This window comes from Kitasatospora sp. NPDC093679 (assembly GCF_040683455.1).
GTDB lineage: Bacteria > Actinomycetota > Actinomycetes > Streptomycetales > Streptomycetaceae > Kitasatospora > Kitasatospora arboriphila.
Genome location: NZ_JBFBDW010000019.1, coordinates 34,869 through 56,832 on the forward strand (window position 1 = coordinate 34,869; position 21,964 = coordinate 56,832).

Genomic DNA, 21,964 nt, shown 5'->3' on the forward strand with positions numbered 1-21,964 from the left:
GAACGGGTGAGGGTATGGGGACTTTAGGGCGGAGCCGTCCCGTTTTCGCGACGGTTGGGTAACAGGTCGTCAAGTCGTGCGTGCGACTGTGGCGGCGTTGGGGAGGGTGTCGACATGAGCTACCGGATTCCTTCCCAGCCGCTCTCCCTGGAAGAGCTGGCGCGGCGTCAGCAGAACGTGGTCACCGCGAGCCAGCTGCGGGCCCGCGGCGTACCGGCCCGGGCGGTCACCGAGCACTGCCGCCGCGGTGGGCCGTGGCAGCGGCTGCTGCCCCGCGTCTACCTGCTCCAGGGCGGCGACCCGACCCCCGAGCAGCGGATGTGGGCGGCCCTCCTCTACGCGGCGCAGGACGGCCGGGACGAGGGCGGCTGCGAGGGCGCCGTGATCACCGGCGCGGCGGCGCTGGCGCTGTACGGCTTCGCCTCGGTGCCCCGGCTGCCGGCCGTCACCGGCGTGGAGGTGCTGGTGCCCCGTCAGCGGCGCCTGAAGGACGCCGGCTCCGTCCGGATCCTGCGCACCGGCCGTGAGCTGGTGGCCCGCTCGGTGCACGGCCTGGCCTGCGCGCCGGTGGCGCGCGCCGTGGCCGACGCGGTGCGCGAGTGGACGGACGCCGGGGCCTTCGAGAGCGGTGCCGTCCGTCCGGTGCTGCTGCGGGCGATGCTCCGCGAGGCGGTGACGCGCACCGAGGGCGGCTGCGCCCTGCGGGAGCTGGTGGCGGAACTCGGCGAGGCCCGGCTGCTGACCGAGCCCCGGGTGCGCGCCGCGCTGGACGAACTCCTCGCCATGGAGCGGGAGTCGGTGCTCGCCCGGATCGGCGAGCTGGTGGACGAGTGGCTGCTGCCCGTGCCGCTGGTCGGCCCCGAGCTGCGGATGCGCGGCGGCACCTACGTGGCGGTGCCGGACCTGTACTGGCCGGAGGTCGGCGTGGCGGTGGCCGTCGATTCCGACCTGCGCTGCGTCAGCGAGGGCGAGGCCGCCTGGGTGCGCGGGGAGCAGCACCGGATGGAGTACCTGGGGGTGCGGGTGGTGTACGTCTCCGGCGCGCGGGTCGCCGCCGAGCCGGACGAGGTCGGCGGCGAGCTCCGCGAGGCCTTCCGGGCGGGTGGGGCGGACGTGGTCGAGCTGGTGGTCACCGACCGCTGACCGGCCGCGCGCCGACCGGCCCGACCGCCGACTGCTCGGACCGCTGACCGCCCGGCCGTTCCGGATGCCGGGCGCGGCTTCAGCGCAGGACCGGGCTGCCGGTCAGCTCGACTCCCGCGGAGCGGAGTTCGGCCAGTGCCGCCTCGGTGGTGCCGGCGGCGACGCCGGCGGTCAGTTCGAGCAGCACCCGGGTGGTGAAGCCCTCGCGGGCGGCGTCGAGCGCGGTCGCCTTCACACAGTGGTCGGTGGCGATGCCGACCACGTCGACCTCGGTGACCTCCCGTTCGCGCAGCCAGTCGGCCAGCGTCCCGCCGTTCTCGTCACGGCCCTCGAAGCCGCTGTACGCGGCCGCGTACGCGCCCTTGTCGAAGACCGCCTCGATCGCGCCCGAGGTGACCGAGGGTGCGAAGTTGGGGTGGAAGCCGATGCCCTCGGTGCCGGCCACGCAGTGCGCGGGCCAGGAGGTGACGTAGTCCGGGTCCTCGGCGAAGTGCGCTCCGGGGTCGACGTGGTGGTCCCGGGTGGCGACGATGTGGGTGTAGCCGGGGGAGGCGTCCGCGATCAGGTCGGTGATGGCGGCGGCCACTTCGGCGCCGCCGGCGACGGCCAGACTGCCGCCTTCGCAGAAGTCGTTCTGCACGTCGACGACGATCAGGGCCCGGTGCATGGCTGGCTTCTCTCGGTGTGGGCGGTCCGCGGCGGGCCGCGGTGGGGGTCGGGCGGTGCGGGTGGAGGTGCGGGCGGGACCGCCGGTGGGACCGGGACGGAACCACGGGCGGAACGTGGGGGTGGCGTGGAGGCCGTGGTGGTGCCGAGAAGACTGTAGGGAGTGACGCGCGGCGGCGGAAGGCCCGGCGGGCTCACCCGGCGGCGGTCGCGCCGCTCATCAGCTCGGTGACGATCACGGGGTCGCCCTTCGACAGCTGGGTGGCCGACATCGGGAGCGTCCCGAGGGCGCGCCGGTGCCGCTCGCGCGCCGCGTCCAGCGGTTCGCGCCCCACGACCTCGCCGCCGCGGACCAGCGGGACGTGCAGCAGGTGCGGCTCCAGGTGGGCGGGCACCGGCCCGGTGCCGACGACCTCGGCCTCGGCGACGCCGTCCGCGTCGGGCCGGCGGGCCGCCCACTTGAGGCCGCCGGTGCTGGTCTTTCCGCCGGCCGAGCGCTTGGCGACAGGGACGAGCGGCCCGCCGGGCACGCTCTCGCGGGCAACCAGCTTGTAGACCATCGCGCAGGTCGGGTGGCCGCTGCCGGTGACCAGGCTGGTGCCGACGCCGTAGCCGTCGACCGGCGCGGCGGCCAGCGCGGCGATGGCGTACTCGTCCAGGTCGGAGGTGACGATGATCCGGGTCTTGTGCGCGCCGAGGTCGTCGAGCTGGCGGCGCACCCGGTGGGCGAGCAGGGTCAGGTCGCCGGAGTCGATGCGGACGGCGCCGAGTTCGGGGCCGGCGACCTCGACGGCGGTGCGGACGGCCTCGGCCAGGTCGTAGGTGTCGACGAGCAGCGTGGTGCCGCGGCCCATCGACTCGACCTGGGCGGTGAAGGCGTCGCGCTCGCTGTCGTGCAGCAGCGTGAAGGCGTGGGCGGCGGTGCCGGTGGTGGGGATGCCGTGGGTGAAGCCGGCCTCCAGGTCGGAGGTGGCGCTGAAGCCCGCGATGTAGGCGGCGCGGGCGGCGGAGACGGCGGCGGCCTCGTGGGCGCGGCGCGCGCCCATCTCGATCACCGGGCGTTCGCCGGCGGCGGCGGTCATCCGGGAGGCCGCGGCGGCGATCGCCGAGTCGTGGTTGAGGACGGAGAGCACCAGCGTCTCCAGGATCACGGCCTCGGCGAAGCTGCCCTCGACGGTCAGCAGCGGCGAGCCGGGGAAGTACACCTCGCCCTCGGGATAGCCGTGGATGTCGCCGGAGAAGCGGTAGTCGGCGAGGAAGCGCAGCGTCGCGTCGTCCACCACCCGCTGGTCGGCGAGCCAGTCCAGCTGGGGGCCGGTGAAGCGGAAGGCCTCGACGGCGTCCAGGACCCGGCCGGTGCCGGCGACCACGCCGTAGCGGCGGCCGTTCGGCAGGCGCCGGGTGAACACTTCGAAGACCGAGCGGCGGTGTGCGGCACCGCTGCGCAGCGCGGCCTGCAGCATGGTCAGCTCGTAGCGGTCGGTGAGCAGCGCGGTGGAACGGTGCGCGGTGATGGCGTCCATGCCGATGATGCTACTACCACTTAGCGTCAGATTGACGATTTCTCTGGCGTGATGTTGACCCGGATTCGCTCGGAAGTCCCCCGGATGGAAGCATGAGGGCAGGGGGAGACGCGCCTTCACCCCGGTCAGCCGCAGAGGAGAGAGCCAGTCGTGAGTGTCGCGCCGGTCGAGATCGAGCGCCCGGAGGTCGAAGGCCTGCCGGCGGTGGAACCGGACACACCGTGGGTGACCATCGTCCACAACGACCCGGTGAATCTGATGAGCTACGTGCAGTACGTGTTCCAGGCCTACTTCGGCTACCCGAAGGACAAGGCCCGCGAACTCATGATGGAGGTGCACACCAAGGGCCGCGCCGTCGTCTCCAGCGGCACCCGCGAGGAGATGGAGCGCGACGTGCAGGCGATGCACGGCTACGGGCTCTGGGCCACCCTCCAGCACGACTGACGCACGGCGGCCCCCGCCCGGCCGGGCGCCGCACGCGCCGGTCGCAGGGGTCGGCGGCACGGCCGCGACACCACACACCGAGACCCACAGACACGCGAACGGGGCTGATTCAGGACTCATGGCTGGCTTGTTCGAGAGTGCCGGCGAGGGCACTGCGGCGATCGCGCTCGACGAGGTGGAGGCCTCCATCCTCCGGTCGCTGGAGGTGCAGATGCTGGAGCTGATCGGCCCCGGCCCCGGCGGAACCGGCGACGACCCGCTGGCCGCGCTGTTCGCCGAGGGGCCGACCGAGGCTCCGGCCGACCCCGCGCTGGCCAGGCTCTTCCCCGACGCGTACGGCGAGCCCGGCGAGCCCGCCGACACCGAGACCAGGGCGATGGCGGGCGAGTTCCGCCGCTACACCGAGCTGGACCTGAGGGCCCGCAAGCGCGAGGACGCGCTGAGCGTCGTCCGGGCCCTGGACGGGCTCGGCGGCGACGGCGGCGTGCTGACCGTCCCGGCCGCGGACTGCCCGCGCTGGCTGGGCGCGCTGAACGACCTGCGGCTGACCCTCGGCTCCCGACTGGACGTCACCGAGGACGACGAGGAAGGGCTGTACGCGCTGCCCGACAGCGATCCGCGCAAGCCGCTGGTGATGGCGTACCTCTGGCTCGGCGGCATGCAGGAGTCGCTGCTGGAGGCGATGGCCGGCTGACCCGGCGCCACCTCGGCGGCACCGCACCCCCGTGTCCACCATGTGGACCCGGGGGTGCGGCATTTCGGGCACATGGGGACGGCTCCGGACATGACATGCTCAATTAACGCTCAGATGAACACCGGTATCCGGGCGTGCCGTGGTACGACTTCTCACCTCCCCACGACCCGAGGACGGTACGCCCATGGCCGATCAGCGCTACGACGAGGTGATCGACACCGAGCCGGACGAGGAGGGCTACGCCCGCGGACTGGGCAGCCGCCAGATCCAGATGATCGCCATCGGCGGCGCGATCGGCACCGGCCTCTTCCTCGGCGCCGGCACGGCCATCTCCAAGGCCGGTCCCAGCCTGATCCTCAGCTACGCGGTGGCCGGCCTGGTGATCTTCGTGATCATGCGCGCGCTCGGCGAACTCCTCACCTACCGCCCGGTCTCCGGCAGCTTCTCCGAGTACGCCCGGGAGTTCCTCGGCCCGTTCGCCGGCTTCGTCACCGGTTGGACGTACTGGCTGTTCTGGGTGGTCACCGGCATGGCCGAGACCACCGCGGCCGCGGTGTACGTGCGGTACTGGGCGCCCGGCGTCCCGCAGTGGGCCAGCGCGCTCGCCTTCCTGGTGCTGCTCTACGGCGCCAACCTGATCTCGGTGAAGCTCTTCGGCGAGATCGAGTTCTGGTTCTCGATGGTCAAGGTCACCGCCATCCTCGGCATGATCCTCATCGGCGTCGGCGTGCTCACCCTCGGCTTCTCCGACGCCGGTGACACCGCGTCGGTCACCCACCTGTGGGCCGACGGCGGATTCTTCCCCAAGGGCGTCGGCGCCACCGTGATGACCCTTCAGATCGTCATGTTCGCCTACCTCGGCGTCGAACTCGTCGGCGTCACCGCCGGCGAGAGCGAGGACCCGGCCCGCACCCTGCCGCGCGCCATCAACACCCTGCCCTGGCGGATCGCGCTGTTCTACATCGGCGCCCTGGTCGTCATCCTCTCGCTCGTCCCGTGGCAGGAGTTCGCGCCCGGCGTCAGCCCGTTCGTCGCCGCCTTCGAGAAGGTCGGCATCCCGGCCGGCGCCTCCGTCATCAACTTCGTGGTGCTCACCGCCGCCCTCTCCTCCTGCAACTCCGGCATGTACTCCACCGGCCGGATGCTGCGCGACCTCGCCCTGCGCGGCCAGGCCCCCGGCAGCCTCACCGCGCTCAACGCCCGCCGCACCCCGGCCGCCGCGATCACCGTCTCCTGCCTGCTCATGGGCGTCGGCGTGGTGCTCAACTACCTCGCCCCCGGCAAGGCGTTCGAGTACGTCACCTCCGTCGCCACCGTCTGCGGACTGTGGACCTGGGCCGTCATCCTGGTCGCCCAGATCCGCTACCGCCGCGCCTGGCAGGACGGCCGACTGCCCGCCCCCACCTTCAAGGCCCCCGGCGGGGCGTGGCCGAGCCGGCTCGCGCTCGCCTTCCTCGTCCTGGTCGTCGTGCTCATCGGCTTCGACGAGGACGCCCGGATCTCGCTCTACGTCTTCCCGGTCTGGGCCGCACTGCTGACCGCCGGCTACCTGGTGCTCTCCCGCAGGCGCCCCGAGGCGGTCCGCGGCCCCGACCACGACCGGTCGGACGCGGGCGCCGGCCGCTGATCCGCCGGGCGCCCACCGGCCGTCCGGCGGGCGTCCGGCAGTCGAGACGACGGCCGGTCCCGGACCCTGACCCGGGGCCGGCCGTCGCTATCCTGGCCGCATGCTGACCATCACCCGAGAACTGCGCGACCGCATCGTGGCCCACGCCCGCGCCGACCACCCGGACGAGGCCTGCGGCGTGGTCGCCGGCCCCGAGGGCAGCGGCCGGCCCGAGCGGTTCGTCCCGATGCTCAACGCGGCCCGCTCGCCCACCTTCTACGAGTTCGACTCCGGTGACCTGTTCAAGCTCTACCGGGAGATGGACGACCGCGACGAGGTCCCGGTGATCGTCTACCACTCGCACACCGCCACCGAGGCCTACCCCTCGCGCACCGACGTCAGCTACGCCTCCGAGCCGGAGGCGCACTACGTGCTCGTCTCCACCGCCGAGGGCAACGGCGAGGAGGACCCGTACGAGTTCCGCTCGTTCCGCATCGTGGACGGCGTGATCACGGAGGAAGACGTGCAGGTCGTCGAGGAGTACTCCGCCTGACCGGCCACCTCCGCACACGGCCCGCCGACCGGCCACGACCGGCCGCGGCGGGCCGTCGTCTCGGCATGGGAAACGAAACCATCCGGATCGCGAGACGCGGATGCCGCTGCGGGGGCGGGAATCTATACGATGAGCCCATGCGTTCCGTCGATGTGACCAATCAGGCCCCAGGCATCCGCCTCGTGGCGCGCCTGCACGTCGACCTGTGCCGGCTCGCCAGCGCGATCTGTCCCGGCACCGCCGACGCCCACTGACTCGGCACCGCCAGCCCGCCCCGGCCGCCCCGGGGCCGTCACCCCTGCCGCGCCGCGTGCGGCGGCCCACCCGACCCACCTCCACAGGAGCGCAGCCATGGCCATCGAGGTCCGCATCCCGACCATCCTCCGCCCGTACACCGACGGCGCCAAGGCCGTCGAAGGCACCGGCACCAACCTCGGCGAACTGTTCCAGGACCTCGACAGCCGCCACCCCGGCATCGCCGAGCGCCTCCTCGACGCCGGCGAGCTGCGCCGCTTCGTCAACGTCTACCTGAACGACGAGGACGTCCGCTTCCTCGAGGGCATCAGCACCGCCCTCGCCGACGGCGACAGCGTCACCATCCTCCCCGCCGTCGCCGGCGGCATGAAGTAATGCGCTACGACAGCCCCCTCGAGGCCGTCGGCAACACCCCGCTGGTACGGCTGCCGCGCCTGTCGGCAGCCGTACCCGGGAACGCCGACGGCCTGGTGAGCCTCTGGGCCAAGCTGGAGGACCGCAACCCCACCGGCTCGATCAAGGACCGCCCGGCCCTGCACATGATCGAGCGGGCCGAGGCCGACGGCAGGCTCACCCCCGGCTGCACCGTCCTGGAGCCCACCAGCGGCAACACCGGCATCTCGCTGGCCATGGCCGCCAAGCTCAAGGGCTACCGCATGGTGTGCGTCATGCCGGAGAACACCAGCGAGGAGCGGCGCGAGCTGCTCCGCATGTGGGGCGCAGAGATCATCTCCTCGCCGGCCGCCGGCGGCTCCAACACCGCCGTGCGCATCGCCAAGGAGATCGCCGCCGAGCACCCCGACTGGGTCATGCTCTACCAGTACGGCAACCCCGACAACGCCGGAGCGCACTACACCGGCACCGGCCCCGAGATCCTCGCCGACCTGCCCACCGTCACCCACTTCGTGGCCGGCCTCGGCACCACCGGCACCCTGATGGGCGTCGGCCGCTACCTGCGCGAGAAGGTCCCCGGCGTGCAGATCGTCGCCGCCGAGCCCCGCTACGACGACCTCGTCTACGGCCTGCGCAACCTCGACGAGGGCTTCGTCCCCGAGCTCTACGACGCCGAGGTCCTCACCACCCGCTTCAGCGTCGGCTCCGCCGACGCCGTGCAGCGCACCCGCGAGCTGCTCCAGCAGGAGGGCATCTTCGCCGGCGTCTCCACCGGCGCCATCCTGCACGCCGCGATCGGCGTCGCCCGCAAGGCCGCGAAGGCCGGCGAGCGCGCCGACGTCGTCTTCGTCGTCGCCGACGGCGGCTGGAAGTACCTCTCCACCGGCATCTACACCGCCGAGTCGACCGAGGCCGCGGTCGACGCGCTGCAGGGCCAGCTCTGGGCCTGAGGCGCACGAGGGGCGCGGCATCCACACGGGTGCCGCGCCCCCGGCGTACCCGCCGCCGCCCGCGCCGTACGCCGCTCGCACCCGCCCCGTCCGGCCCGCCACCGGGCCCGGCCCGTTCTGGTGATTCCAGCCACAGCGCGGCACGGAGACGGGGGCAAAGTGCCGCCCGCCCCTTACCCTCGACAACGCGAAGGGGCACCGCTACCGAGAGGTAGTGCCCCGCCGGCGTGGACCATGACCCATCGGGGCGGAGGGGCTCGGCATGAAACTGACCGTGGTGGGGTGCTCGGGAAGCTTCCCGTCCGCCGAGTCGCCCTGCTCCAGCTACCTCGTGGAGGCCGACGGCTACCGCCTGGTCATCGACCTCGGCAACGGCGCCCTCGGCGCGCTCCAGAAGTACACCGGCCTCTACGACGTCGACGCCGTCCTGCTCAGCCACCTGCACGCCGACCACTGCATCGACCTCTGCGCCTACTGGGTCGCCCGCAACTACCGGCTGGAGGGCTGCCCCGCACTCCTCCCCGTCCACGGACCGCACGGCACCGCCGAGCGCCTCGCCCGCGCCTACGACATGCCGGAGGAACCCGGCATGAAGGAGGTCTTCGACTTCCGCCCGCTCGGCAACCGCAGCTTCGACCTCGGCCCGCTGCGCATCACCAGCGCCCGGGTCAACCACCTCGACACCGAGGCCTACGGCTTCCGCGTCGAGCACGGCGGCGCCTCCCTCGCCTACTCCGGCGACACCGGCGAGTGCGCCGAGCTCGTCGACCTCGCCCGCGGCGTCGACCTCTTCCTCTGCGAGGCCGCCTACACCGACGGCAAGGAGACCTACGAGGCGATCCACCTCAACGGACGCGAGGCCGGCGAACACGCCGCGGCCGCCGGCGTCGGCCGCCTCGTGCTCACCCACGTCCCGCCGTGGACGGACGCCGAGCAGAACCGCCGCGACGCCGCCGCATCCTTCGACGGCCCCGTCGAGGTCGCCCGCCCCGGCGCCGTCTACGACCTGCGCTGAAGGCGGACCGGGGGAGCAGGCCACGGGGGCGCGGGGAACCGCGCGGCTCTCCCCTCGGTCCTCGGCCGGGAGGCGCCCCCACGGGCCCCCGGGGGTCTAGACCCGGGTCAGCCAGTGCGCGTAGCGCGGCTCCTCGCCCGACACCGCCGCCCGGTACAGCTCCGCAAGGCGCTTCGTCACCCCGCCCGGCGCCGCCGGCAGCCCGCGGTCGTCCAGCGAGGCCACCGGCACGATCCCCGCCGCCGTCCCGCACACGAACACCTCGTCCGCGGCGTACAGGTCCGAGCGCAGCAGCCGCTCCACCCGCACCTCGATCCCCAGGTCCCGGGCCAGCACCAGCACCGTGTCCTGCGTGATCCCCTCCAGCGCACCCGCCGCCACCGGCGGCGTCCGCAGCACCCCGTCCCGCACCACGAACACGTTCTCCGCACTGCACTCGCTGACCGAACCGTCCGCCGCCAGCAGCAGCGCCTCGTCGTAGCCCGCGTCCGTCGCCTCCCGCCGCGCCAGCACCGAATTCAGGTACGGCCCGGTCGCCTTCGCCGCCGGCGGCACGCTGTTCGGATCCGTCCGCCGCCAACTGCTCGTCTTCAACCGCAGCCCGCCCGACGGCCGGTGCTCCGGCCACTCCCAGGACGCGATCACCGTCCTGGTCCGCACCCCCCGCATGTCCAGTCCCATCGAGCCGTCCCCCAGGAACGCGAAGTGCCGCACGTAGCAGGCACCCTGACCGTTCGACCGCAGCAGCTCCACCGTGCCCGCCGCCAACTCCTCCACCCCGTACGGCAACGGCATCCGCAGCATGTGCGCACTGCGCAGCAGCCGCCGCAGGTGCTCCTCCAGACGGAACACCGCCGGCCCGCCGGCCGTCCCGAACACCCGGGTGCCCTCCAGCACCCCCGTCCCGTAGTGCAGGCCGTGCGTCAGCACGTGCACCTGCGCCTCCTGCCACGGCACCAGCGCGCCGTCGAACCAGATCCTCGAAGCCCCGTCCGTCGTCATGCCGCCATCCTGGCCCCGGCACCGCCCCGCACGGCCCGCGCCGAGGACGGCAGAACCGGCCATGGCCGGGACCGGAGCCGCCGTCCCGGATGGTGGAATTCACCGTTCGCCCACCGACCGGATGGCTATCGTCCCCGCCGTGGAGCACAGCACCGCCCTCTACCGCCGCCTGCGCACCGACCCGAGCCGCCCGCTGCCCGAACTGCGCAGCGAACTCGGCTGGGAAGAAACCGAGTTCGACACCGCACTCGGCGAACTCCGGCAGCTCGGACTGCTCCGGCCCACCAACGCCACCGGCAGCGGACTCACCGCCGTCTCCGTTGCCACCGCCGTCCGCCATCTCCTCGCCGACGCCGACGGACACCTCGCCGACCTCTTCACCGCCGTCCGGCGTACCCGCGACACCGTCGAACGGCTCCACACCCGCTACCTGCCCGCCCAGAGCGACACCGACGACGGCGGCGCCCGCCACCTCGTCCACGGCGCCGACCGCATCGCCGCCCTCCTGGAGGACGCCGCGCACAGCGCCCGCACCGAAGTCCTCTCACTCCGCCCCGGGCAGGACCACTCCCGCCCCGCCCTCGACGGCAAACTCGCCCGCGAACGCATCGCCCTCGCCCACGGCGTCCGGCTGCGCACCGTCTACCCGGCGGCGGCCCTGCACCACCCGGACGTGCTCGACCACGTGCAGCGGCTGACCGCCGCGGGCGCCGGCATCCGGGTCGCGCACACGCTGCCGCTGTGGCTGATCGCCGTGGACAGCACCATGGCGGTGCTGCCCGCGCCCGGCGGCGCCCCCGACACCGCGCTGGTCGTCCGGGACGAGGCGGTGCTCGCGGTGGTCCGCGAGCTCTTCGAGTACTTCTGGACGGCCGCCTGGGTGCCGCCGGACCTGCTCGGCCGCCCGGTGCCCGACGACCGCCACCGCGAGGTGCTCCGGCTGCTCGCCGCCGGTCTCACCGACCAGGCGATCGCCCGCAAGCTGGAGATCTCCGAGCGCACGGTGCGCCGCCTGGTCTCCGACCTCACCACCGACCTCGGGGCCCAGAGCCGCTTCCAGGCCGGTGTCCACGCCGCCCGCCTCGGCTGGATCTAGGCAGGACCTACGCGCTCTCCACCCGCTGCCGCAGCCGGGCCAGGGCGAGCCGCGGCTCGCGGCGGGTGCCCAGCGGGACGAGCGCAGCCCGGCCGGGCACCCGGACGCCGCCGGTCAGCGCGACCCGGGTGGTGCCGCTGCCGTCGGTGACGGCCGCCATCCCGATGACCACGAACCGGCTCTGCAGCCAGCACCAGCCCGGCCGGAGCACCCCGTCGAACCGGGCCCGCATCCCGTACCGGCTGCGTGCCAGGGACTCCACCCGGTCGCCGTCCCGGCGGGTCACACGCAGGCTCCGCATGTCGGGCTGGAAGCGTCCGAACTCACCCTCCAGATCGGCCATGACCGCCCACACCCGGTCGAACGGCGCGTCGACCACGCCCTCGGTGACGCGGGCGCCGCGGATCCCCGCGGCCATCACGTGCAGCCGGCGCACCGGGTCGAGCGGGGCCGTCGGGTCGTCCGTCCTCATGCTGTCCACATCCTTCGGAATACGGTCCGGGCGCGGTGCAGCCGGGACTTCACGGTGCCCTCGGGGATGCCGAGCAGCCCGGCGGCGGACCGCTCGTCCAGGCCCTCGACGTCGCGCAGCAGCAGGACGGCCCGGTGCTCGGGGGTGAGCCGGCCCAGCACGTCCCGGATGTCCGCGGCGAGCTGGGCGTCCCCGGGCGAGGGCAGTGCGGCGAGTTCGGCGGGCAGGTCCCGGCCGTCCCGGCGGACCACCCGCACCGCCTCGCGGACGGCCAGCACCCGGACCCAGCCGTACAGCGCGTTCGCGTCCCTCAGCGAGCGCAGGCCCCGGAAGACCGCGGTGAGCGTCTCCTGCACCGCGTCCTGGCGGCCGGCCGCAGCGCCGGGCCCGCAGATCCGTCCGCAGATCCGCCCGACGTAGGGCGTGAGGTGGTCGAGCAGGTCGCTCATCGCGAGGGTGTCCCCGCGCCGGGCGGCGCGGGCCAGCGCCACGCCGCGGGAGCGCTCGTCGGGATCAGCCACGGCGGAAGTCTCGCACCGCTCGGTGCGGGCGGAGCCCGGCGGCCCGGGCCGCCGCCGCGCCGAAGCCGAGGCAGAGCGGGGTGTAGAGCACCTGGTCGAGCAGGCGGAAGGCGCTGCCGGGGTCGGTGCCGGGGCCGCAGGCCCACACGATGCCGACCGCCCCGCGGAGCAGCAGCCCGGCCGCCACGGCGGCGGTGGCGAGTCGGCAGAGCCGGGCGGTGCGGGGCCCGCCGAGGCCGTGCGCGCGGGCGAGCACCGCGGCCGCCGCGGCGAGCAGCAGCACGGCGAGCGGCAGCACCACGGGCGGCGTGAACGGGACGTCGGCGTTGAGGACGGCCTGCGAGAGGGCCCGGCTGTCGGCGGCGGGCCAGGTGAGGCCGGTGGCCCAGTACAGGTGGAGTGCGGCGTCGGCGGCCAGCAGTGCGGCCACCGCCGTTCCGGTGCGCTGCACGATGCGCTGCTCGGTGCGGTCCACGGGTCCCCCTCGCTTCGGTCGGCCGGATCGGCCGGGCGGCGCCGTCCGGTCGACGGTCCGTCACCGCAGAGGGAGGAGCGGCCGGGGCCGGACGTTCCGCGTGTCCTGCGTCACACCTGTCGCGGACGGCGACGGACCCCGCCCTGAGCAGCCGGGCGGGGTCCGTACGGGGGTGGGGGAGGGGCGTCAGGCCTTGGTGACGTCCTCGACCTCGGTGTCGTCCTCGCGACCGGGGGTCTTGAGGTTGAACTTGGTGATCGCGAAGCGGAAGAGCACGTAGTACAGGCCGGCGAAGACCAGGCCGATCGGGATGATCAGCAGCGGGTGGGTGGCCTTGCTGAAGCCGAGGCCGTAGTCGATCAGGCCGGCCGAGAAGGTGAAGCCGGCGTGCACGCCGAGCGCCCAGGTCACCGCCATGGAGACGGCGGTCAGCACGGCGTGGATGGCGAACAGGACCGGGGCGATGAAGAGGAAGGCGAACTCGATCGGCTCGGTGACACCAGTGACGAAGGAGGTCAGCGCCAGCGACATCATCATGCCCATCACCGCGGCGCGGCGCTCCGGGCGGGCGGCGTGCGCAATCGCCAGGGCGGCGGCGGGCAGCGCGAACATCATGATCGGGAAGAAGCCCGACATGAACTGGCCGGCGGTCGGGTCGCCCGCGAAGTAGCGGGTCAGGTCGCCGTGCACCACGGTGCCGTCGGCCTTGGTGTAGTCACCGGTCTGGAACCAGGCGTAGGAGTTGACGAACTGGTGCATGCCGACCGGCAGCAGACCGCGGTTGATCAGGCCGAACGCGCCCGCACCGAAGGCGCCCGCGCCGATCAGGGAGTCGTTGAGGCTGCCGATCGCGTCGCCGACCGGGCCCCAGACCAGCGCGAAGACCACGCCGACGGCGGTGCCGACGAAGGCCATGATGATCGGCACCAGGCGGCGGCCGTTGAAGAAGCCCAGCCAGTCCACCAGCTTGGTGCGGTGGAACTTCTGCCAGAGCACGGCGCTGAGCAGGCCGATCACGATGCCGCCGAGCACGCCCGGGTTCTGGTAGGTGGGTGCGACCCACTTGCCGTCGGCGATGTGGCCCTCGGTGATCGGGAACGCGGTGAGCACGTTCTTGTACACCAGGAAGCCGACCAGGGCGGCGAGGGCGGTCGAGCCGTCGGCCTTCTTGGCGAAGCCGATGGCGATGCCCACCGCGAAGAGCAGCGGGAGGTTGCTGAACACGGCGTCGCCCGCCGTGCTGAACACCGCGGCGACCTTGTCCCAACCGAGACCGTCCTTGCCGAACACGTCGTCCTGGCCGAGACGGAGCAGCAGGCCCGCGGCCGGCAGCACGGCGATCGGCAGCTGGAGGCTGCGGCCGATCTTCTGCAGGCCCTGGATCGTGCTCTGGCCGATCTTCTTGATCGGGGAGGGGGCCGGTGCCGCAGCGGGCGCCGGTGCCTGCGCAGTCGTACTCATGGGGTGGTTCCTAACGGCAGGGCGGGTCGGTGGGGGTGCATCGGGGGCCGACTCGCGAACTGGTCTACACCACGAGTGGTGTAGACCAGTTTTTAACACGCGCCTGACGGAGGGGGGAACCCCGGAAAGCGCCGCAGGTGGGAAGCGCTATGAAATCGAAACCTTGTTGCGGATCGACGATCTTGACTGTGCTCGGCCATTCGCCATTTTGGCGAGTTGCGCAACAAATGGTCCTCAGGCCTTGGTCACGTCCTCGACCTGGTCGTCGTCCTCCCGCCCCGGCGTCTTCAGGTTGAACCGGACGATGACGAACCGGAACAACGCGTAATAGACGACCGCGAAGGCCAGCCCGATCGGCATGATCAGCCACGGTTTCGTGGCCAGCCCCCAGTTGATCACGTAGTCGATCAGGCCCGCCGAGAAACTGAAGCCGTCGTGCACCCCCAGCGCCCACGTCACCGCCATCGAGGCGCCCGTCAGCAGCGCGTGCAGCACGAACAGTGCCGGCGCGATGTAGGCGAAGGAGTACTCGATCGGCTCCGTCACCCCCGTGACGAAGCTGGTCAGCGCCACCGAGGTCATCAGGCCGTAGATCTCCTTGCGCCGGTGCGGCTTCGCCGAGTGCGCGATCGCCATCGCCGCCGCGGGCAGCGCGAACATCATGATCGGGAAGAAGCCCGAGGTGAACTGCCCTGCCGTCGGGTCGCCCGCCAGGAACCGCGGGATGTCGCCGTGCACCACCTCGTCCGTGCCCGGCTTGTGGAACTCGCCGAACTGGAACCAGACGAAGGTGTTGATCAACTGGTGCATGCCGATCAGCAGCAGCGCCCGGTTCGCCACGCCGAAGATCCCCGCACCGCCCGAACCCAGGTCGGCCAGCCACTGCGAGAAGTCGTTCATCCCCCGCCCGATCGGCGGCCACACCCACAGTCCCAGGCAGGCCAGCGCCAGCCCCGCCACCGCCGTGATCATCGGCACCAGCCGACGGCCGTTGAAGAAGCCCAGCCAGTCCACCAGCTTCGTCCGGTGGTACCGCATCCACAGCCACGCCGACATCAGGCCGATCAGGATGCCCCCCAGCACCCCCGGATTCTGGTACACCGCCGCACTCGACGTGTGCGCCGAGTAGTCGATGCACTGGTTGCCCACGATCGTGCCCGTGCACTGGTCCCGGTCCGGGAAGGCCAGCAGCACGTTGTGGTAGACGAGGAAGCCCACCACCGCCGCCAGGGCCGTCGACCCGTCCGCCTTCTTCGCCATGCCGATCGCCACGCCGATGCAGAACAGCAGCGGCAGGCCCAGGTTGGAGTCCAGCAGCGCGCCGCCCGCCGCCGCGAACACCTTCGCCACGTTGTCCCAGCCGAGGCCGTCCTTGCCGAACACGTCGTCCTGGCCCAACCGGTTCAGGATGCCGGCGGCCGGCAGCACCGCCACCGGGAGCTGCAGGCTGCGCCCCATCTTCTGCAGTCCGCCGTAGAAGGACTGCCACCACGGTGTCGGTGCGGGCTCGGCGCCTGCTGTACTCATGGGAGTCCTCCGCGTGCGGTCCACGGCTCGGCCCGGGGGTCCGTTCCGCCGCCCCGGCGCTGCGCCTACTATTGGTGTAGACCACTTGGGGAGGTGGACGGGCGCCGGACGGCAGCCCGATGATCGCCATCCTCGGGCCCGGCCGCACACCCGTGCGCGCCAAAATGGGCCAAAAGTGGACTGACGTGGCAAACCGCCCCCAAACGGGAAATGCTTGTCGCGCCGCCGGCCGACACGGAAGCTGAACCCGCGTCACCACGCCGGCACACCCACCGCACCACGCACCACCGCACCACCGCACCGAGCGGCACGGCACCCGACACCACCCGCCGAACCGCCGACACCCAGGGAGACACACATGGCCAGCAAGGCAGAGAAGATCGTCGCCGGCCTCGGCGGAATCGACAACATCGAAGAGGTCGAAGGCTGCATCACCCGCCTGCGCACCGAAGTCGTCAACCCCGACCTCGTCGACGAAGCCGCCCTCAAGGCCGCCGGCGCCCACGGCGTCGTCAAGATGGGCACCGCCATCCAGGTCGTCATCGGCACCGACGCCGACCCCATCGCCGGCGAGATCGAAGACATGATGGACTGACCGGCCACCACCCCGGCCACGGCCCGCCGCACCCACCGGGACGGCGGGCCGCACCGCACCCCGCAACGGCTACGCTCGGTACCTATGTCACGCATCGACGGCCGCACCCCCGACCAGCTCCGCCCCGTCACCATCGAACGAGGCTGGAGCAAGCACGCAGAAGGCTCCGTCCTCGTCTCCTTCGGCGACACCAAAGTCCTCTGCACCGCCAGCGTCACCGAAGGCGTCCCCCGCTGGCGCAAGGGCAGCGGCGAAGGCTGGGTCACCGCCGAGTACTCCATGCTCCCCCGCGCCACCAACACCCGCGGCGACCGCGAATCCGTCCGCGGCAAGATCGGCGGCCGCACCCACGAGATCAGCCGCCTCATCGGCCGCTCCCTGCGTGCCGTCGTCGACCACCGCGCCCTCGCCGAGAACACCATCGTCCTCGACTGCGACGTCCTCCAGGCCGACGGCGGCACCCGCACCGCCGCCATCACCGGCGCCTACGTCGCCCTCGTCGACGCCGTCGCCTGGGCCCGCGACAAGAAGCTCCTCCGCGCCAAGGGCAACCCCATCACCGGCGGCGTCAGCGCCGTCAGCGTCGGCATCATCGACGGCACCCCCATGCTCGACCTCCGCTACGAGGAGGACGTCCGCGCCGAAACCGACATGAACATCGTCTGCACCGCCGACGGACGCTTCGTCGAGGTCCAGGGCACCGCCGAAGGCGCCCCCTTCGACCGCGCCCTCCTCGACCAGCTCCTCGACCTCGGCACCCTCGGTTGCGCGGAACTGGACGAAATTCAGCACAAAGCCCTTCGCGACCTCGAAAACTGACCCCGCACCGGGCCGCGGGCGCGCATCCTGTACACGGCGCGCCCGCAGCCCGTAGCGTTCCCGACGGAACCGCGGAACCGGCGGCGCACCACCCGCCGTCCCACACCACGGACCCAGCATGCGCCCACCACACCACGGAGGACACCCGATGCCGGACAGCCTCACCCGCTCCGCCACCCTCGCCGCGGCCGGCCTCGTCCTCCTCCTCCCACTCAGCGCCGTCAGCTGCTCCGCCGCCCAGAAGGCCCTCGACTGCGGCAACACCGCCGTCCGCATCACCAACGACGTCGCCCAGGCCGGCAGCGCCTTCAACAACGCCGCCAACGACCCCGACGCCGCCGGACAGGCCCTCCAGACCCTCAAGAAGGACCTCGACCAGATCAGTCGCAACTCCAGCGACACCGACGTCTCCCAGGCCGTCACCGACCTGCAGACCCAGGTCGACAAGGCCCAGCAGGCCGTCGACAACAAGCAGGTCCCCGACCTCAAGCCGCTCGGCGACGCCGCGAGCAACCTCAGCAAGGCCTGCACCGGCTGACACCCCGAGCACCCGGCCCCTCGCTAGGGTGGGCCGCATGACTGCACGACGCCTCGTCCTCGCCACCCGCAACCGCCACAAGGTCGCCGAACTCCGCGACATCCTCGGCGACGCCGGACTCGACGTCGAACTCGTCGGCGCCGACGCCTACCCCGAGATCCCCGACGTCCCCGAAACCGGCGTCACCTTCGCCGAGAACGCCCTCCTCAAGGCCCACGCCCTCGCCGAGGCCACCGGCCACCCCGCCGTCGCCGACGACTCCGGCCTCTGCGTCGACGTCCTCGGCGGCGCCCCCGGCATCTTCTCCGCGCGCTGGTCCGGCAAGCACGGCGACGACCGCGCCAACCTCGACCTGCTGCTCGCCCAGCTCTCCGACATCGCCGAACCCCACCGCGGCGCCCACTTCGCCTGCGCCGCAGCCCTCGCCCTTCCCGACGGCACCGAACGCGTCGTCGAGGGCCGCCTCCTCGGCACCCTCCGCACCGTCCCCGCCGGCGACGGCGGCTTCGGCTACGACCCGATCCTGCAGCCCCTCGGCGAGAGCCGGACCTGCGCCGAACTCACCCCCGCCGAGAAGAACGCCATCAGCCACCGCGGCCAGGCCTTCCGCGCGCTGGCCCCGGTCGTCCGCGAGCTGCTCGGCTGACGCAACGCCGAAGGCCCCTCCCGCCGTCGTGGCGGAAGGGGCCTCTCGCGGTACGCCCGGTGGGACTCGAACCCACGACACTGCGGACCTAAACCGCATCCCTCTGGCCAGCTGGGGTACGGGCGCGCTGGTCCACAGCCTACCTGTCGTGTCCAGCCGGCCATCGCACCATTTCCGGCCGACCGCAGTCAGCGTCGCCTTCGGTTCCGCCCGCAGTAGGTCTCCGTGGTGGCATGACAGTTCGGGCAGAGCAGGCGGAGGTTCTCGGCCCGGTTGTCGAGCCAGTCGCCGTTGACGTGGTCGACCTCCAGGGTCAGGGGGCGTCCCCGCCACACCGCCCCGGTGCCGCAACCGGCGCAGACGTCCGGGCGCCCGATGTGGACGAGCATCGCGCGCAGTTGGCGCCCCCGGACGCGGTGGCTGCCCGGTGGTCGGCGTACGAGCAGTTCCTCCGGCTTGCGCAGTGGTCCCGTCCTGCGCCCCCGGTTGTGGGCCGAGCCGTTGAAGTGCGACGTGTCGATCCGGTGCTCCAGCAGTGCCGCCTTCACCGCGCTGCGGCAGCTGCCGGTGTCGGGCAGGCCCAGGGCGCGCAGCACCGCGGCGATGCCGGTGCTCGCGGCGGCCGCCTCGGCGAGCTGCTCGGGCGGGATCACCCGGCGTCGGCGGCGAGGAGGCTCGGCGAAGTGCGAGGTGTCGATCCCGTACTCCCTGAGCCGCCGGCTGAGGTAGCTGTGGGTGCCGCCGGCGAGCGGTACGCCGAGTCGCCGCAGCATGTCGTTGACGCCGACCGACTCCGCCGCGGTCGTGGCGAGCAGTTCCCGGGTGTATCTGATCCGCATGTGTGCCCCCGTGCGGGTTCCTGTGTCCTGTCCGGTACCCGTCCCCCGGTGTGGGAACGATCGGGCGGGGTGGGGGGTCACGGGGGAGTTCAACGGCCTATTGGTACAGACCTATTGACCGGGATGGTCCAGACCACATAGCTTCGGCGCACTCTGTGGTTCGGCGGCCGGGCGGTTGACGGTGCGTCGGCCGCGGTGTGTCCGACCCTCCCCCACTTGCGTGCCCCGACACCCCTCCCGGGCGCGCCGACACTCTCTCCTGGAGGACCGAGTGTTGAACCGAACCCTGACGGCGCAGCGTCCCCCTGCCGTCGGTACCCGCCGGGCCTCCGGCAGGCGGGCTGCGGCGGCCGCCACGGCGGCCGCCGGCCTGGCCGGCCTGCTGCTGGCGACGCTGGGCGCGTCGCCCTCGCAGGCGGCCGCGGACAACCAGTCCTGCCGTCCCGACGGCATGTACACCACCCCGGGTGCGGACGTCCCGTACTGCGACGTCTACGACACCGCGGGCCGCGAGAAGATGGGCGCCGACCACCAGCGGCGGATCATCGGCTACTTCACGGGCTGGCGGACCGGGCAGGACGGCACGCCGGCCTACCTGGTGAACAACGTCCCGTGGGACAAGGTCACCCACCTCAACTACGCCTTCGGGCACGTCGGCAGCGACAACAGGCTGTCGGTGGGCGCGGACTCGCCGACCAACGCGGCGACCGGGATGACCTTCCCGGGCGTGACGGGTGCGGAGATGGACCCGAGCCTGCCGTACAAGGGCCACTTCAACCTGCTGACGAAGTTCAAGAAGCAGTACCCGAACGTGAAGACGCTGATCTCGGTGGGCGGTTGGGCCGAGACGGGCGGCTACTTCGGGGACGACGGCAAGCGCGTCGCCTCGGGCGGCTTCTACTCGATGACGGTGAACGCGGACGGTTCGGTCAACCAGACCGGCATCAACACGTTTGCGGACTCGGCGGTCGACTTCGTGAAGAAGTACGGCTTCAACGGCGTCGACATCGACTACGAGTACCCGACGTCGATGAAGGACGCGGGCAACCCGCTGGACGCGACGATCTCGAACGCGAAGCGCGGTTCGCTGGTCAAGGGTTACGCGGCGCTGATGAAGACGCTGCGCGAGAGGCTCGACCGGGCGGGTGCGACGGACGGCAGGTACTACATGCTGTCGGTGGCGGCGCCGTCGTCCGGCTACCTGCTGCGCGGCATGGAGACGTTCCAGGTGACGCAGTACCTGGACTACGTGAACATCATGTCGTACGACCTGCACGGTGCCTGGAACAAGTACGTGGGGCCGAACGCCTCGCTGTACGACGACGGCAAGGACGCCGAGCTGGCGGCGGCGAACGTGTACGGCACCTCGCAGTACGGCGGCATCGGCTACCTGAACACCGACTGGGCGTACCACTACTTCCGCGGGGCGATGACGGCCGGCCGGATCAACATCGGCCTGCCGTACTACACCCGCGGGTTCAAGAACGTCACGGGCGGCACCAACGGCCTGTGGGGCACGGCGTCGACGTCGACCTGTCCGGCGGGCTCGGGCCTGACGGCCTGCGGTGACGGTGCGGTCGGCATCGACAACCTGTGGCACGACCTGGACGACAACGGCAAGGAGGCCCCGGCGGGCTCCAACCCGATGTGGCACGCGAAGAACCTGGAGAAGGGCATCGTCCCGGACTACCTCTCCACGTACGGTCTGACGGACACGGCGCTGCAGGGTTCCTACACCCGCAACTACAGCTCCCAGCTGGTGGCGCCGTGGCTGTGGAACGACAGCAAGAAGGTGTTCCTGTCCACCGAGGACGAGGAGTCGGTGGCGGCGAAGGCCGACTACGTGGTGAACCAGGGCGCCGGCGGCGCGATGATCTGGGAGCTCGCGGGCGACTACAGGTGGGACGCCACGGCGAACGGCGGCAAGGGCGAGTACGTGCAGGGCTCGACGCTGACCTCGCTGATGTACGACAGGTTCAAGGCGGCCTCGCCGTACGGTGCGACGCGTTCGACGGTCGCGCTGCCGCAGCAGACCCTGCCGATCGACGTGTCGTTCACCAACTTCGCGCTGGGCGACTCGAACTACCCGATCAACCCGAAGATCCACATCGTGAACAACTCGACGCTGACCCTGCCGGGCGGCACCGAGTTCCAGTTCGACTACGCGAACTCGGCGCCGGGCAACGCCAAGGACCAGTCGGGCTTCGGCCTGACGGTGATCCGGCAGGACCACACGGCGGCGAACAACGCGGGCGGTCTGAAGGGCGTGTACAACCGCGTGTCGGTGAAGCTGCCGAGCTGGCAGTCGCTGGCGCCGGGTGCGTCGATCGACATGGACTTCGTCTACTACCTGCCGGTCTCGACCCCGGCGAACTGGACGGTCAACGTCGGAGGCACGCTGTACGGCCTGACCGGTGACCTGACCCGCGGCAGCACCGGCGCGACCTCGTCGCCGAGCGCCTCGGCCTCCGGTTCGTCGTCGGCGAGCCCGTCGTCCTCGGCCAGCGCCTCGCCGAGCGGCTCCGCGAGCAGCTCGCCGAGCACCTCGGCCGGCCCGACCGGCGGCACCTGCACGGTGCCGAGCTGGAACGCGGCGACCGTCTACGCGACCACCACCACGGTGTCCTGGAAGGGCCGCAAGTACAGCAACAAGTGGTGGACCCAGGGCGAGGACCCCTCGACCACCGGCCAGTGGGGGGTGTGGAGCGACCTCGGTCCGTGCTGACCGGTC

General features: G+C 72.1%; 24 protein-coding genes and 1 tRNA gene. 15 read left to right on the forward strand and 10 right to left on the reverse strand.

All coding sequences use genetic code 11. The annotated features are described in order from the left end of the window. Positions 1 to 114 precede the first annotated feature (114 nt). Complete coding sequence (locus AB0O09_RS17905; RefSeq protein WP_363542595.1) at positions 115 to 1,143, forward strand: type IV toxin-antitoxin system AbiEi family antitoxin domain-containing protein; 1,029 nt, start codon at positions 115 to 117, stop codon at positions 1,141 to 1,143. 79 nt (positions 1,144 to 1,222) lie between these two features. Here AB0O09_RS17905 and AB0O09_RS17910 read toward each other — a convergent pair whose 3' ends face one another. Together AB0O09_RS17910 and AB0O09_RS17915 are read right to left on the reverse strand one after the other, a co-directional pair. Beyond that, positions 1,223 to 1,810 carry an isochorismatase family protein gene (locus AB0O09_RS17910; RefSeq protein WP_363542596.1) on the reverse strand — a complete coding sequence of 196 codons (588 nt, stop codon included), beginning with the start codon at positions 1,808 to 1,810 and terminating at the stop codon, positions 1,223 to 1,225. Positions 1,811 to 2,003: 193 nt separating this feature from the next. Then, on the reverse strand, positions 2,004 to 3,332 hold the full coding sequence (locus AB0O09_RS17915) for a nicotinate phosphoribosyltransferase (RefSeq protein WP_363542597.1): 1,329 nt from the start codon (positions 3,330 to 3,332) through the stop codon (positions 2,004 to 2,006). Between the two features lie 150 nt (positions 3,333 to 3,482). Here AB0O09_RS17915 and clpS point away from each other — a divergent pair, with 150 nt between their 5' ends. The 8 genes from clpS (at position 3,483) to AB0O09_RS17955 (ending at position 9,242) form a co-directional block, all read left to right on the forward strand. Beyond that, on the forward strand, positions 3,483 to 3,776 hold the full coding sequence (gene clpS, locus AB0O09_RS17920) for an ATP-dependent Clp protease adapter ClpS (RefSeq protein WP_363542598.1): 294 nt from the start codon (positions 3,483 to 3,485) through the stop codon (positions 3,774 to 3,776). A 118-nt stretch (positions 3,777 to 3,894) separates the two neighbouring features. Further along, positions 3,895 to 4,470 (forward strand): DUF2017 domain-containing protein, encoded by a 576-nt coding sequence (locus tag AB0O09_RS17925; protein WP_363542599.1) that lies wholly within the window; start codon positions 3,895 to 3,897, stop codon positions 4,468 to 4,470. Between the two features lie 184 nt (positions 4,471 to 4,654). Beyond that, positions 4,655 to 6,097, forward strand: coding sequence for an amino acid permease (locus AB0O09_RS17930; RefSeq protein WP_363542600.1), 1,443 nt, complete (start codon positions 4,655 to 4,657; stop codon positions 6,095 to 6,097). 100 nt (positions 6,098 to 6,197) lie between these two features. Beyond that, positions 6,198 to 6,629, forward strand: coding sequence for a M67 family metallopeptidase (locus AB0O09_RS17935; RefSeq protein ID WP_363542601.1), 432 nt, complete (start codon positions 6,198 to 6,200; stop codon positions 6,627 to 6,629). Positions 6,630 to 6,766: 137 nt separating this feature from the next. Continuing rightward, positions 6,767 to 6,883 carry a putative leader peptide gene (locus AB0O09_RS17940; RefSeq protein ID WP_344626806.1) on the forward strand — a complete coding sequence of 39 codons (117 nt, stop codon included), beginning with the start codon at positions 6,767 to 6,769 and terminating at the stop codon, positions 6,881 to 6,883. A gap of 97 nt (positions 6,884 to 6,980) precedes the next feature. Then, positions 6,981 to 7,259, forward strand: a complete 279-nt coding sequence (locus AB0O09_RS17945) for a MoaD/ThiS family protein (protein WP_344626805.1) — start codon at positions 6,981 to 6,983, stop codon at positions 7,257 to 7,259. Further along, on the forward strand, positions 7,259 to 8,227 hold the full coding sequence (locus AB0O09_RS17950) for a cysteine synthase (RefSeq protein ID WP_344626804.1): 969 nt from the start codon (positions 7,259 to 7,261) through the stop codon (positions 8,225 to 8,227). The genes AB0O09_RS17945 and AB0O09_RS17950 overlap by 1 nt, the downstream gene beginning before the upstream one ends. Positions 8,228 to 8,489: 262 nt before the next feature. Beyond that, positions 8,490 to 9,242, forward strand: a complete 753-nt coding sequence (locus tag AB0O09_RS17955) for an MBL fold metallo-hydrolase (RefSeq protein ID WP_363542602.1) — start codon at positions 8,490 to 8,492, stop codon at positions 9,240 to 9,242. Between the two features lie 96 nt (positions 9,243 to 9,338). Here AB0O09_RS17955 and AB0O09_RS17960 read toward each other — a convergent pair whose 3' ends face one another. Continuing rightward, positions 9,339 to 10,244, reverse strand: a complete 906-nt coding sequence (locus tag AB0O09_RS17960; protein ID WP_363542603.1) for a branched-chain amino acid transaminase — start codon at positions 10,242 to 10,244, stop codon at positions 9,339 to 9,341. A gap of 139 nt (positions 10,245 to 10,383) precedes the next feature. On the opposite strand from AB0O09_RS17960, the gene AB0O09_RS17965 reads away from it, so the two are divergent. Further along, positions 10,384 to 11,340 (forward strand): helix-turn-helix transcriptional regulator, encoded by a 957-nt coding sequence (locus tag AB0O09_RS17965; protein ID WP_363542604.1) that lies wholly within the window; start codon positions 10,384 to 10,386, stop codon positions 11,338 to 11,340. Positions 11,341 to 11,347: 7 nt separating this feature from the next. Here AB0O09_RS17965 and AB0O09_RS17970 read toward each other — a convergent pair whose 3' ends face one another. From AB0O09_RS17970 to AB0O09_RS17990, 5 genes are all read right to left on the reverse strand, one after another. After that, complete coding sequence (locus AB0O09_RS17970) at positions 11,348 to 11,812, reverse strand: hypothetical protein (RefSeq protein WP_363542605.1); 465 nt, start codon at positions 11,810 to 11,812, stop codon at positions 11,348 to 11,350. Continuing rightward, positions 11,809 to 12,333: a sigma-70 family RNA polymerase sigma factor gene (locus AB0O09_RS17975; RefSeq protein WP_363542606.1), complete on the reverse strand. Its 525-nt coding sequence runs from the start codon at positions 12,331 to 12,333 to the stop codon at positions 11,809 to 11,811. Before AB0O09_RS17975 ends, AB0O09_RS17970 begins: the two co-directional genes overlap by 4 nt. After that, the gene (locus AB0O09_RS17980; RefSeq protein WP_363542607.1) at positions 12,326 to 12,808 is read right to left on the reverse strand and encodes a DUF3995 domain-containing protein; all 483 of its coding nucleotides are present in this window, start codon (positions 12,806 to 12,808) and stop codon (positions 12,326 to 12,328) included. The genes AB0O09_RS17975 and AB0O09_RS17980 overlap by 8 nt, the downstream gene beginning before the upstream one ends. A gap of 186 nt (positions 12,809 to 12,994) precedes the next feature. Further along, positions 12,995 to 14,269 (reverse strand): PTS transporter subunit EIIC, encoded by a 1,275-nt coding sequence (locus AB0O09_RS17985; RefSeq protein WP_363542608.1) that lies wholly within the window; start codon positions 14,267 to 14,269, stop codon positions 12,995 to 12,997. A gap of 234 nt (positions 14,270 to 14,503) precedes the next feature. Beyond that, positions 14,504 to 15,796, reverse strand: coding sequence for a PTS transporter subunit EIIC (locus AB0O09_RS17990; RefSeq protein WP_363542609.1), 1,293 nt, complete (start codon positions 15,794 to 15,796; stop codon positions 14,504 to 14,506). Positions 15,797 to 16,154: 358 nt separating this feature from the next. On the opposite strand from AB0O09_RS17990, the gene AB0O09_RS17995 reads away from it, so the two are divergent. The 4 genes from AB0O09_RS17995 (at position 16,155) to rdgB (ending at position 18,394) form a co-directional block, all read left to right on the forward strand. Further along, positions 16,155 to 16,391, forward strand: coding sequence for a PTS glucose/sucrose transporter subunit IIB (locus AB0O09_RS17995; protein WP_030275743.1), 237 nt, complete (start codon positions 16,155 to 16,157; stop codon positions 16,389 to 16,391). 84 nt (positions 16,392 to 16,475) lie between these two features. Further along, on the forward strand, positions 16,476 to 17,210 hold the full coding sequence (gene rph, locus AB0O09_RS18000) for a ribonuclease PH (protein ID WP_344626795.1): 735 nt from the start codon (positions 16,476 to 16,478) through the stop codon (positions 17,208 to 17,210). Between the two features lie 148 nt (positions 17,211 to 17,358). Further along, positions 17,359 to 17,748, forward strand: coding sequence for a hypothetical protein (locus AB0O09_RS18005; protein WP_363542610.1), 390 nt, complete (start codon positions 17,359 to 17,361; stop codon positions 17,746 to 17,748). Between the two features lie 37 nt (positions 17,749 to 17,785). Further along, positions 17,786 to 18,394 carry an RdgB/HAM1 family non-canonical purine NTP pyrophosphatase gene (rdgB, locus tag AB0O09_RS18010; protein WP_030275746.1) on the forward strand — a complete coding sequence of 203 codons (609 nt, stop codon included), beginning with the start codon at positions 17,786 to 17,788 and terminating at the stop codon, positions 18,392 to 18,394. A 51-nt stretch (positions 18,395 to 18,445) separates the two neighbouring features. On the opposite strand, the gene AB0O09_RS18015 is transcribed toward rdgB, so the two are convergent. Next, positions 18,446 to 18,520 (reverse strand) — tRNA-Leu (locus AB0O09_RS18015). Between the two features lie 62 nt (positions 18,521 to 18,582). Continuing rightward, the gene (locus AB0O09_RS18020; RefSeq protein ID WP_363542611.1) at positions 18,583 to 19,233 is read right to left on the reverse strand and encodes an HNH endonuclease; all 651 of its coding nucleotides are present in this window, start codon (positions 19,231 to 19,233) and stop codon (positions 18,583 to 18,585) included. Positions 19,234 to 19,603: 370 nt separating this feature from the next. On the opposite strand from AB0O09_RS18020, the gene AB0O09_RS18025 reads away from it, so the two are divergent. Continuing rightward, positions 19,604 to 21,958, forward strand: a complete 2,355-nt coding sequence (locus AB0O09_RS18025) for a chitinase C-terminal domain-containing protein (protein WP_363542687.1) — start codon at positions 19,604 to 19,606, stop codon at positions 21,956 to 21,958. The last annotated feature ends 6 nt before the right edge of the window (positions 21,959 to 21,964 follow it).

Excerpts from the sequence above, each read along its gene's own strand:
- AB0O09_RS17905 (WP_363542595.1), top strand. The coding sequence starts at position 115 with ATGAGCTACCGGATTCCTTCCCAGCCGCTCTCCCTGGAAGAGCTGGCG.
- AB0O09_RS17910 (WP_363542596.1), bottom strand. The coding sequence starts at position 1,810 with ATGCACCGGGCCCTGATCGTCGTCGACGTGCAGAACGACTTCTGCGAA.
- AB0O09_RS17915 (WP_363542597.1), bottom strand. The coding sequence starts at position 3,332 with ATGGACGCCATCACCGCGCACCGTTCCACCGCGCTGCTCACCGACCGC.
- AB0O09_RS17925 (WP_363542599.1), top strand. The coding sequence starts at position 3,895 with ATGGCTGGCTTGTTCGAGAGTGCCGGCGAGGGCACTGCGGCGATCGCG.
- AB0O09_RS17930 (WP_363542600.1), top strand. The coding sequence starts at position 4,655 with ATGGCCGATCAGCGCTACGACGAGGTGATCGACACCGAGCCGGACGAG.
- AB0O09_RS17935 (WP_363542601.1), top strand. The coding sequence starts at position 6,198 with ATGCTGACCATCACCCGAGAACTGCGCGACCGCATCGTGGCCCACGCC.
- AB0O09_RS17940 (WP_344626806.1), top strand. The coding sequence starts at position 6,767 with ATGCGTTCCGTCGATGTGACCAATCAGGCCCCAGGCATCCGCCTCGTG.
- AB0O09_RS17945 (WP_344626805.1), top strand. The coding sequence starts at position 6,981 with ATGGCCATCGAGGTCCGCATCCCGACCATCCTCCGCCCGTACACCGAC.
- AB0O09_RS17950 (WP_344626804.1), top strand. The coding sequence starts at position 7,259 with ATGCGCTACGACAGCCCCCTCGAGGCCGTCGGCAACACCCCGCTGGTA.
- AB0O09_RS17955 (WP_363542602.1), top strand. The coding sequence starts at position 8,490 with ATGAAACTGACCGTGGTGGGGTGCTCGGGAAGCTTCCCGTCCGCCGAG.
- AB0O09_RS17960 (WP_363542603.1), bottom strand. The coding sequence starts at position 10,244 with ATGACGACGGACGGGGCTTCGAGGATCTGGTTCGACGGCGCGCTGGTG.
- AB0O09_RS17970 (WP_363542605.1), bottom strand. The coding sequence starts at position 11,812 with ATGAGGACGGACGACCCGACGGCCCCGCTCGACCCGGTGCGCCGGCTG.
- AB0O09_RS17985 (WP_363542608.1), bottom strand. The coding sequence starts at position 14,269 with ATGAGTACGACTGCGCAGGCACCGGCGCCCGCTGCGGCACCGGCCCCC.
- AB0O09_RS17990 (WP_363542609.1), bottom strand. The coding sequence starts at position 15,796 with ATGAGTACAGCAGGCGCCGAGCCCGCACCGACACCGTGGTGGCAGTCC.
- AB0O09_RS17995 (WP_030275743.1), top strand. The coding sequence starts at position 16,155 with ATGGCCAGCAAGGCAGAGAAGATCGTCGCCGGCCTCGGCGGAATCGAC.
- rph (WP_344626795.1), top strand. The coding sequence starts at position 16,476 with ATGTCACGCATCGACGGCCGCACCCCCGACCAGCTCCGCCCCGTCACC.
- AB0O09_RS18005 (WP_363542610.1), top strand. The coding sequence starts at position 17,359 with ATGCCGGACAGCCTCACCCGCTCCGCCACCCTCGCCGCGGCCGGCCTC.
- rdgB (WP_030275746.1), top strand. The coding sequence starts at position 17,786 with ATGACTGCACGACGCCTCGTCCTCGCCACCCGCAACCGCCACAAGGTC.
- AB0O09_RS18020 (WP_363542611.1), bottom strand. The coding sequence starts at position 19,233 with ATGCGGATCAGATACACCCGGGAACTGCTCGCCACGACCGCGGCGGAG.